The organism is Kribbella sp. (genome assembly GCF_035655035.1).
Classification (GTDB): domain Bacteria; phylum Actinomycetota; class Actinomycetes; order Propionibacteriales; family Kribbellaceae; genus Kribbella.
Map to the genome: position 1 here is coordinate 1 of NZ_DASRVN010000351.1, position 9,938 is coordinate 9,938.

At 70.3% G+C, this 9,938-nt stretch carries 9 protein-coding genes; 6 read left to right on the forward strand and 3 right to left on the reverse strand.

What is annotated here, in order from left to right; all coding sequences use genetic code 11:
* The coding region (locus VFF46_RS19455; protein ID WP_325038576.1) for a sigma factor at positions 1–255 on the reverse strand (255 nt) is incomplete at its 3' end.
* A 24-nt stretch (positions 256–279) separates the two neighbouring features.
* On the opposite strand from VFF46_RS19455, the gene VFF46_RS19460 reads away from it, so the two are divergent.
* A complete protein-coding gene (locus VFF46_RS19460) occupies positions 280–657 on the forward strand; it encodes a hypothetical protein (RefSeq protein WP_325038577.1) in 378 nt (125 codons plus the stop codon).
* A 5-nt stretch (positions 658–662) separates the two neighbouring features.
* Here VFF46_RS19460 and VFF46_RS19465 read toward each other — a convergent pair whose 3' ends face one another.
* On the reverse strand, positions 663–2,033 hold the full coding sequence (locus VFF46_RS19465) for a N,N-dimethylformamidase beta subunit family domain-containing protein (RefSeq protein WP_325038578.1): 1,371 nt from the start codon (positions 2,031–2,033) through the stop codon (positions 663–665).
* A gap of 249 nt (positions 2,034–2,282) precedes the next feature.
* Here VFF46_RS19465 and VFF46_RS19470 point away from each other — a divergent pair, with 249 nt between their 5' ends.
* Positions 2,283–5,291 carry a glycine--tRNA ligase gene (locus VFF46_RS19470; protein ID WP_325038579.1) on the forward strand — a complete coding sequence of 1,003 codons (3,009 nt, stop codon included), beginning with the start codon at positions 2,283–2,285 and terminating at the stop codon, positions 5,289–5,291.
* On the opposite strand, the gene VFF46_RS19475 is transcribed toward VFF46_RS19470, so the two are convergent.
* A complete protein-coding gene (locus VFF46_RS19475; RefSeq protein WP_325038580.1) occupies positions 5,275–5,934 on the reverse strand; it encodes a hypothetical protein in 660 nt (219 codons plus the stop codon). The genes VFF46_RS19470 and VFF46_RS19475 overlap by 17 nt on opposite strands.
* Before the next feature lie 93 nt (positions 5,935–6,027).
* Here VFF46_RS19475 and VFF46_RS19480 point away from each other — a divergent pair, with 93 nt between their 5' ends.
* The 4 genes from VFF46_RS19480 to VFF46_RS19495 all read left to right on the forward strand — a co-directional run.
* Positions 6,028–6,702 (forward strand): response regulator transcription factor, encoded by a 675-nt coding sequence (locus tag VFF46_RS19480; RefSeq protein WP_325038581.1) that lies wholly within the window; start codon positions 6,028–6,030, stop codon positions 6,700–6,702.
* Positions 6,695–8,176 (forward strand): HAMP domain-containing sensor histidine kinase, encoded by a 1,482-nt coding sequence (locus VFF46_RS19485; protein ID WP_325038582.1) that lies wholly within the window; start codon positions 6,695–6,697, stop codon positions 8,174–8,176. The genes VFF46_RS19480 and VFF46_RS19485 overlap by 8 nt, the downstream gene beginning before the upstream one ends.
* A gap of 9 nt (positions 8,177–8,185) precedes the next feature.
* Positions 8,186–9,160 (forward strand): pyridoxal-phosphate dependent enzyme, encoded by a 975-nt coding sequence (locus VFF46_RS19490; RefSeq protein ID WP_325038583.1) that lies wholly within the window; start codon positions 8,186–8,188, stop codon positions 9,158–9,160.
* The coding region (locus tag VFF46_RS19495) for a ribonuclease Z (RefSeq protein ID WP_325038584.1) at positions 9,153–9,938 on the forward strand (786 nt) is incomplete at its 3' end. The genes VFF46_RS19490 and VFF46_RS19495, both read left to right, overlap by 8 nt.

Below are 9,938 nucleotides of genomic sequence, written 5' to 3' on the forward strand. Positions count from 1 at the left end.
GAGCTTGCGCTGGTAGGTCTCCTTGCGCCGGATCAGGTCGATCGCCCGGCGCTTCGCGATCGCCATCAGCCAGGCGCCCGGATTCTTCGGTACGCCGGACTGCGGCCACTGCTCCAGCGCCGCCACCAGCGCGTCCTGCGCGAGCTCCTCGGCCAGCCCGACATCCCGGACGATCCGCGCCACACCCGCGACGATCCGCGCCGACTCGATCCGCCAGACCGCGTCAACAGCCCCCTGCGCCTCCACTACCGTCACCCGCCGATAGTAGACACTGCCGGGGTGGACCCGCTGCACACAGCTCTGAGCCTGTTGGTCGAGGACCTTCGGAACACCGGAGGACTCCCCCTGCGGCTGCTGGACGAGCCATCATTCGACAGCCCGGAGTACGAGTCGCTCTGGCTGGTCTCCGGCGACAAGAGCCGCACCGGCCTGCTCGTCCCCTGCGACTTCTCCCAACCCGAACGCGTGATCCACGTCGCCGACCAACTCCAGGACTTCATCCACGAGGAACTCTGTCGCCTCGGCCTCCCCGCCACCTGGCCCGAGTGCCCCGAACACCCCGCCTCACACCCACTGACCCCGGCACTGCCAGCAGGCCGGCCCGCCTGGCAATGCCCCAAATCCGGCCACACCGTCGGCGCGATCGGCGGTCTGTAGCCGCCCTAGGGGCGGCCGCTTCGGTGGAGTTTGCCCAGGTTGCCGATTGAGGGGTGTTTTCGGGCGAGGGGGCCGGATGACATGGCGCGGAGGAGGTTGAGGGTGACGGTGCGGGCGAACGTCACGGTGGGGGACGGCAGGTCGTCCAGGGTGGAGACCCAGTTCATCGAGCCGGTGCTGAAGACGCCGGCTCCGGAGCGGACGGTGTAGTACGTGGCGTCCGTGAAGACGGGCCGGGCGCCGCACAGCGCGGGCGAGTGCGCCACCACTTCGAGATTGGCCGGCGTACCCCGGATCCGATAGGCACGGTCGACCTCCGCGCCGGCCAGCAGGGGGTACGACGTCCCGTTGACCGCGTGTGTGCCGGCGAAGAGGAAGAACCTCGGCTCCCGGACGACGAACCTGCCCTGGCGGGAGTAGCAGACGTACAGCATGCCGTTCAGGGAGTTCTCCGGATTCGGGTACGGCTTGCTCATCCAGCGCACCGTGGTGTCCGGCCGGTTCCGTACCGGATCCAGGGTTGCGTCCTTGTAGCAGATCATGATCCGGTCCGGTCCGAGCCGGTCGGCGGCGAAGCGCACTCGCCAGTAGACCGAGTTCCCGCCGAGGAACGCCAGATTCGTCCCGATGTCCCGCGCGTGCGTGACGGCGGCGCGCATCGGCAGGCTCCAGTACTCGTCGTGCCCGAGCGACGCGACGCCCCGGGCACCACTGAGCGCGGTCCGGTCGGCGTCCAGGTCGACACTGGTCAGGTAAGCCAGCCGTACGCCGCTCCGGTCGGCCAGCTGGAGCAGCGGCAACTCGAACCGGAACAGCAGCGGCGCACCGTTGCCGTCGTACGGCCGATCGAAGCTGACCCGGTGCGAACGGGTGGCGTACGAATTGTCCGGGCCGTGGTAGAGCGAGTAGCCGCCCCACGCGTTGTAGGCCTGGTAGGTGTTGACGGCGTTCACGATGACCACCGCTCCGCGGGAGGAGTTCGAGCGGACCGTGATCGGGACGTATTTCTGCTTGCCGTTCGCCGCGGTGAGCAGCAACAGGTAGGTGCCGGGCGGCCATCCCGAGGTCGCCACGGTCAGGGAGGGTTTCCAGTTCGTACTGACCATGTGGTCCGGCGCGATGGCCGGCGCCGGCTGCACCACCCCGGGAATCGAGGGCGAGGTCCAGATCAGCCGCGCGCCGGCTCCGCGGTACCAGCCGATGCGGAAGGCGCGAACGGTGAACGCGCCTGCGGTCGAGGTCGCGTACAACCGGAACGGCCGGCCACTGCGGACACTCGTCCGGTCGGTGTACCCGGCCAGCTCCGTCGGTCCCGCGAGCCGGTCGGGGGCGATCTGCCATTCCTTCGAACCCAGCGACCCGGTGACGACCGGCATCTCGGTTTCCGGTGAACCGATCGGGGTCGGAGTCGCCGATGCACCCGACAGGGCGCGAACGGGCGAGCCCGAGCAGCCCGCGACCGCGAGCAAGGCCACTGCCCACCACAAGATCCAGCGTTTCGTCATGTGAACCCCCGGCCGCACCCAAGCACCTGGACGCTTGGTAGATGCTGAGAGGCTCCACCTGCGGCCCGCCGGCGGCCGCCCTCGAATAGACTTCGTGACCGGAAACCCCCAGACGATGGCATGAGGTTTGTTGTGCTCACCATGCAGGACGCGCTGCTCGCGCTGACGAAGTACTGGACCGACCGGGGCTGCATGGTCGTGCAGCCGTTCAACACCGAGGTCGGGGCCGGGACGCTGAACCCGGCGACCATCCTGCGGGTGCTCGGTCCCGAGCCGTGGCGGGTGGCGTACGTCGAGCCGAGCGTGCGGCCGGACGACAGCCGCTACGGCGAGAACCCGAACCGCCTGCAGACGCACACCCAGTTCCAGGTGGTGCTGAAGCCGGACCCGGGCAACCCGCAGGAGCTGTTCCTGGACAGCCTGGAGGCGCTCGGGATCGACATCGACGCGCACGACGTCCGGTTCGTCGAGGACAACTGGGCGAACCCGGCGACCGGTTCCTGGGGTCTCGGCTGGGAGGTCTGGCTGGACGGCCTGGAGATCACCCAGTTCACGTACTTCCAGCAGGCCGGCGGGATGACGCTGGACCCGGTGTCGGTGGAGATCACCTACGGCATCGAGCGGATCATGATGGCGCTGCAGGGCGTCTCGCACTTCAAGGACATCGCTTACGCGCCAGGCATCTCGTACGGCGAGGCGTTCGGCCAGGCTGAGTACGAGATGAGCCGGTACTACCTGGACGACGCGGACGTGGAGTCGCAGAAGCGGCTGTTCGAGGAGTACGCGAACGAGGCCCGCCGGATGATCGACGACCGGCTCCCGGTGCCGGCGCACATCCAGGTACTGCGGTGTTCGCACACGTTCAACGTCCTCGACGCCCGCGGTGCCGTCAGTACGACGGAACGCGCGAAGGCGTTCGGCCGGATGCGGACGCTGGCGCGTGAGGTGTCGCGGCTGTGGGCGGAGCGCCGCGAGGAGCTGGAGCACCCGCTGGGTCTCGCCGAGCTGCCGCCGGCCGCGCCCGAGCCGACCGAGTTCCCGGCGATCAACGGCACCCGGCAGCTGACCTTCGAGATCGGCACCGAGGAGATGCCGCCGTCCGAGGTCACCAAGACCGCGGCTGCGGTGCAGTCCGCGCTCGAGGAGAAGCTGGCCGCGACCCGGCTGGAGCACGGCAGGATCACCACGTACGCGACGCCGCGCCGGGTGGTCGCGTTCGTCGCGTCGGTCCAGGCGGGCGAGCCGGACGCGGAGCGCGTGGTCCGCGGCCCGCGGAAGGCGGCCGCGTACGACGCCGACGGCAACCTGACGAAGGCCGCCGCCGGGTTCGCCCGCGGTCAGAAGGTCGACGAGAGCGAGCTGCACGACCTGGAGGTCGACGGCGTCGAGTACGTCGCGGTCACGAAGCCGGACCCGGGCCGCGGCGCCGCCGAGGTACTGAGCGGCGTCCTCGGCGAGATCGTCGCCGGCCTGCGCTCGGACAAGAACATGCGCTGGAACGACGCGAAGCTGTCGTTCACCCGCCCGATCCGCTGGCTGGTCGCCCTGCTGGGCGACGAGATCGTCCCGGTGTCGGTGTCCACCCTGGCCGCCGGCCGGACCACGCGCGTGCACCGCACGGCCGCCCAGCCGAAGGTCGAGATCGCCTCCGCCGAGGGGTACCTGGACCTGCTCCGGATCCACGGCATCGAGGCCGACCCGGCGCGCCGCCGTACGACGATCGTCGACGCGGCCGCCGACCTGTCCGCGAAGGTGCAGGGCGTCGTGGACGTCGAGGGTGAGGCCGCGCTGGTCGATCAGGTCGTCAACCTGGTCGAGGAGCCGACGCCGATCCTCGGCGGGTTCGCCCCGGAGTACCTGGACCTGCCGAGCGAGATCCTCACCACCGTGATGCGCAAGCACCAGCGGTACCTCCCGGTCCGGGACGGCGACGGCAAGCTGCTCCCGCACTTCGTTGCCGTGGCCAACGGTTCGGTGGACGAGGACCTCGTACGGGCGGGCAACGAGGCGGTACTGCGGGCCCGCTACGAGGACGCCGCGTTCTTCTGGCGGGCCGATCTGGACACGCCGCTGGAGTCGATGAAGGGCGAGCTGGAGAAGCTGGCCTTCGAGGAGCGGCTCGGTTCGATGGCCGACCGCGCCGGGCGGATCGGGCGGGTCGCGCTCAAGCTGGCCGCGACGGTCGAGCTCGGCGGCGACGACCTGACGACGCTGAAGCGGGCGGCGGAGCTGGCGAAGTTCGACCTCGGCTCGCAGATGGTGGTCGAGCTGACCAGCCTGGCCGGCACGATGGCCCGCGAGTACGCCAAGCGGGCGGGGGAGACCGAGGCGGTCGCGCAGGCGCTGTACGACATGGAGCTGCCGCGGTCGGCCGGTGACCCGGTCCCGTCGACGACTCCGGGGGCGCTGCTCGCGCTGGCGGACCGGTTCGACCTGCTCGCCGGGCTGTTCGGTGTCGGTGCGAAGCCGACCGGTAGCTCGGACCCGTTCGCGCTGCGGCGGGCCGCGGCCGGCGTGGTCGCGATCCTGCGGGAGCACCCCGAGCTGCGCGCGATCACCCTCGAAACGGGCCTGCGGGCGGCCGCGGACGAGATCGGTGCCCAGGGCATCGATGTACCGGCGGAGTCTCTCGACGAGGTGGCGGAGTTCACCGTACGGCGGTACGAGCAGCAGCTGCTGGACCGGGGCGACGACCACCTGCAGGTGGCCGCGGTGTTGCCGCTGGCAACTGCCCCGGCGGCCGCGGACGAGACGCTGAAGGCGCTGCAGGAGCTGGTCGGCAACAGCGATTTCGCCGACCTGGTGGCAGTTCTCCAGCGGGTACGGCGGATCGTCCCCGAAGGTACCGCGGCGGAGTACGACTCGACCAAGCTCACCGAGCCGGCCGAGGTCGCGCTGCACGAGGCCGTCCAGAAGATCGGCCAGGCGCCGACCACCCTGTCCGACTTCGTCACCGCCACGTCGGTGCTGGTCGAGCCGGTGAACGCGTTCTTCGACGAGATCCTCGTGATGGCCAAGGAGCCGGAGATCCGCGCGGCACGGCTGGGCCTGCTGGCGACGATCAGCAAGCTCGCCGCCCCGGTCCTCGACTGGCAGGCCCTCGGCACCAGCCTCAGCGCGGCTGAGTGAGGGCATCGACGATGAGCTGATTGCGGGCGTCCTGGCCGGTAGGGACGGTGGTGTGTACGCCGTCCCGCAGGCTCGTGCGGATCCGGGACGGGCGCGCGGTGAGGAACTCGGCCCAGTGGATGACCCGCAGTCGTGGATGACGCCCGGCCGCGGCCTCCAGTTGCCGGTTGATCAACGCGCTGTTGCGTTGGTCGACGGCCTGGACCGCGCCCGGCTGCCGAGTACGCCGTACGTAGACGTCCACCCAGAACACCGTCCGGTCGGGGCCGGCGATCCGCATCGTCCGCTCCACCTGGGACGCGAAGGCCCGCGGGTCGAAGACGTCGTTCGACCCGACAGCCATCACGATGCGAGTCGGCAGGCCGTACCGGTGTGACCAGTCCTCCAGGACGTCGACCGCTTCGCGGGTGGCACGGCCCGGCCGGCTGTCCATCGCGATCGGATCGCCGCTGCGACTGAGCAGCCGGCGCTCGAGTGCGGGCCCGTCCTGTTTCGCGATGCTGTCGCCGAACAGGTAGACCCCGTTGAACATCAGTACGTCCTGGATCGTGTCCTCGTTGGCGGTTCGCGCCGCGGACGGCTGAGCGACGATCGCCAGCACGCTGAACACCGACACCGCCACGAGCTGCCAGAGAAGTCTCATGGCTGGAACCCTGCGGCCCGGTTGCCCAAGGGACGCTGAAGGATGCTGAAGCGGTCTTCAGCATGACCCTAGGACCCGTGCCACTCTGATCCGGTGCGAATACTGGTGGTGGAGGACGAGCGCCGGCTCGCGACGGCAGTCAAGTGGGGCCTGGAGTCCCACGGCTTCGTCGTGGACGTCGTGCACAACGGTCCCGACGCGCTCTGGGCGGCCGAGGAGAACGAGTACGCCGCGATCCTGCTCGACATCATGCTGCCCGGCCTGAACGGCTACAAGGTGTGCGCCGCGCTCCGGCAGTCCGGCGACACGACGCCGATCATGATGCTGACCGCGAAGGACGGCGAGTACGACGAGGCCGAGGGGCTCGACACCGGCGCCGACGACTACCTGACCAAACCCTTCTCGTACGTCGTTCTGGTCGCGCGGCTGCGGGCCCTCCTGCGTCGCGGTGGGGCGCCGGTCGCGCCGGTGGAGATCGGTGACCTGGTGGTCGACCCGGCGGCGCGGACGTGCCGTCGTGGTGACCAGGCGATCGACCTGACCGCTCGCGAGTTCGCCGTACTGGAGTGTCTGGCGCGGCGGCCGGACGTGGTGGTGACGAAACGCGAGATTCTCGAACAGGTGTGGGACGCCAACTACGACGGCGAGGTGAACGTGGTCGAGGTCCACGTCAGCGCGCTGCGGCGCAAGATCGACCAGCCGTTCGGCCGGCAGTCGCTGCAGACCGTCCGCGGCATGGGCTATCGCCTGACAGGCCGCCATGTCTAGGCGCCGGCTCTCCCCGTCGCTGTCCACGGCCGCACGGGTCGCACTGGTGTCAGGCCTGATCGGCACGCTGCTCGCCGGAGGTTTCGCCTATTGGCTGCGGCGCGACGTCTACCACTCGCGTTATGCGGTGACGGAGGAGGCCGCCCGGGCCGATCTCCTCCGGATCCGGCTGGACGTCCTCAGGACTCATCGATATCAGGGGCACGACGACGCTGCCGCGCCGGTGACGTACGAGATCGCGAACAGCGCGGGGAAGATCATCGAGGCCAGCGACCTCCTGAAGGGGTACCAGGGCTCCGGCCCGGTGGCACCGACGCCGCGTCCCGGACGGCTCCGGCTCGACGACCTGAGGGTTACCGTCCGCGGCTACAACCCTGGGTTGGCCGGCTGCGTGGGCCGGAGCCCCGACGATCCGCGATGCCACCAGATGAAGAGGCTGAACGGCCGCAACGTCAAGGTCGTCCGGTCGGTCGCGACCGACGCCATGCTGCTCCGGGGGTATTTCGGCACGGTCCGGCCCGACGCGCAGACCACGTCGATCGCGGTGTTCGTGATGCCGTTCGCGGCCGAGGACGCGGTGGCGGCGGTTGATCGGGTGTTGCGGCCGGCACTACCGCTGGCGGTGCTGGTCATCATGCTGGGTGTGTACGTCGGGACCCGGGCGGCGCTGCGGCCGGTGGAGCGGATTCGCGCGCAGGCAGCGGCGATCGGGGAGCGGAACCTGCACGAGCGCGTGCCGGTGCCGCCGAGGCGGGACGTGATGTCCCGGCTGGCGCTCACCTTGAACGACACGTTGGGGCGGTTGGAGAGCGCGGCAGATCGGCAGCACGGTTTCATCGCGGACGCCGCGCACGAGTTGCGGAGCCCGATCGCCGGGCTTCGCGCGACGCTCGAAGTGGCGGCGGAGCATCCTGACCGGGCGGACTGGAAGGAGGTGGTCCGTGCTGCCGCCGACGAGACGCGCCGGCTGCAGGCGCTGAGCGACGACCTGCTGCTGGTGGCCCGGCTGGACGCCGACCACACCACTCCCACGACTCAGGTGGATCTCGCGGAGCTGGTCCGCCGGCACCTGGCACGGCGGATCGAGGAGGACGGGCCGGCGCTGGAGTTGGACGCCGTCGAAGAAGCACCGGTGCTGGGCAACGACAAGCAGCTGGATCGGCTGGTGCGCAACCTGGTCGACAACGCCGTACAGCATGCAGCCGGGCGGATCGTCGTCCGGGTCGAACGCACGCCGACCGAGGTCGTGCTGCGGGTCGACGACGACGGGCCGGGGATCCCGGTCCCGGCCCGGGCGCGGGTCCTGGAACGGTTCACCCGGCTGGACGAGTCGCGTAGCCGGGACGAGGGCGGCGCCGGTCTCGGTCTCGCGATCGTGCAGGAGATCTCGACCCGGCACGGCGGTGCGCTGACCATCGGCGACTCGCCGCTGGGCGGTGCCCGGGTGAGTCTGGTCCTCCCGGTCAGTGGTTAGCTGTCCTGCATGACGTTGACGCCCGCGGAGATTGCCGAGCGAGCGGAGCGGGTGGCGCCCCGCCTGCGGGAGTACCTGACGCTGACGGCGTTCGTACGGTACGACGCGTTCAGTGACGATGTCGGGGCCGAGGTGCTGGTGAAGTGTGAGCATCAGCAGCGGACGGGGTCGTTCAAGGCGCGGGGTGCGTTGGCGAAGGTGCTCGGACTGACGGACGAGCAGTGCGCCGCCGGTGTGGTGACCGCTTCGACCGGGAATCACGGGCTCGGGGTCGGGAACGCGCTGGCGACGCTCGGTGGGCGGGGGATCGTCTACCTGCCGGAGAATGCGGCGCCGGGGAAGGTGGCGGCACTGCGCAGGCTCGGGCTCGAACTACGGGCCGAGGGCAACGACACCGGCGTACTGGAGCTGAAGGCCCGCGCGTACGCCGCGGAGAACGGGCTGACCTACGTGCCGCCGTACAACGACCCGGAGATCGTCGCCGGGCAGGGCACCGTCGGCGTCGAGATCATCGAGCAGCTCGCGGGAGAGCGGCTGGATGCGGTCGTGGTCGCGGTCGGTGGTGGCGGGCTGATCAGCGGTGTTGCCGCCGTACTCAAGAAGCACCTGCCGGACATCACGGTGTACGGCGCCCAGCCGGCCGTGGACGACGCGATGGCGGCGTCGGTGCGGGCCGGCGAGGTCGTCAAGGTCGACGCCGGAGAGACCTTGTCGGACGGTACGGCGGGCAGCGTCGAGCCGGGGAGCATCACGCTCGACCTGTGCCGCGACCTGGTCGACGACTGGGTGCTGGTTCCCGAGGACGCGATCCGGGACGCGCTCCGCCTGGTGATCGACACCGAGCACCAGTTGATCGAAGGGTCGGCGGCGCTCGCGTTCGCGGCCGCGCGCGAACGGCGTACCGAGCTGGCCGGGAAGCGGGTCGCGGTGGTGTCCTGCGGCGGCAACATGTCGTCCTCGACGTTGGTGCGCGCGCTTGCGTGAGCTCGTCGTCCTCGGGACCGGCAGCCAGGTGCCGTCCCGGGAACGCACGCAGAACGGGTACTTCCTGCGCTGGGACGACGAGGGGTTCCTGTTCGACCCGGGCGAGGGCACCCAGCGGCAGATGATCTTCGCCGGGGTCCCGGCCGGGGCGATCACCCGGTTGTGCGTCACGCATTTCCACGGGGATCACTGCCTGGGCGTCCCCGGTGTGGTGCAGCGGCTGTCGCTGGACGGCGTACCGCATCCGGTGCACGCGCACTACCCGGCCTCGGGGCAGACGTACTTCGACCGGCTGCGGTACGCCGCCTCGTTCTTCGAGCGGGCCGAGCTGCTCGAGGAGCCGGTCGAGGAGGACGGGCTGCTGTCGGTCGGGTCGTTCGGGCAGTTGTGGGCGCGGCGGCTGGAGCACCCGATCGAGTCGTTCGGGTACCAGTTGGTTGAGCCGGACGGGCGGCGGATGCTGCCGCAGCGGCTCGCGGAGTACGGCGTCACCGGACCGGACGTCGGGCGTCTGCAGCGGGCGGGGACGCTCGAGGTGGACGGGCGGACCGTACGGATCGAGGACGTCAGCGAGGTACGGCACGGGCAGCGGTTCGCGTTCGTGATGGACACCCGGTTGTGCGAGAACGTGCTACGGCTCGCCGAGGGCGCCGACCTGCTGGTGATCGAGTCGACGTACCTGTCGGCGGAAGCGGAGCTGGCCCGCCGGTTCGGGCATCTGACCGCGCGCCAGGCGGCCCGCGTGGCGGCGGAGTGCGGCGTACGGAAGCTGGTCCTG

What these genes read in the sequence shown, in the direction of transcription:
- VFF46_RS19485 (WP_325038582.1), top strand. Translation starts at nt 6,695, where the DNA reads ATGTCTAGGCGCCGGCTCTCCCCGTCGCTGTCCACGGCCGCACGGGTC.
- VFF46_RS19475 (WP_325038580.1), bottom strand. Translation starts at nt 5,934, where the DNA reads ATGAGACTTCTCTGGCAGCTCGTGGCGGTGTCGGTGTTCAGCGTGCTG.
- VFF46_RS19470 (WP_325038579.1), top strand. Translation starts at nt 2,283, where the DNA reads ATGAGGTTTGTTGTGCTCACCATGCAGGACGCGCTGCTCGCGCTGACG.
- VFF46_RS19490 (WP_325038583.1), top strand. Translation starts at nt 8,186, where the DNA reads ATGACGTTGACGCCCGCGGAGATTGCCGAGCGAGCGGAGCGGGTGGCG.
- VFF46_RS19465 (WP_325038578.1), bottom strand. Translation starts at nt 2,033, where the DNA reads ATGCCGGTCGTCACCGGGTCGCTGGGTTCGAAGGAATGGCAGATCGCC.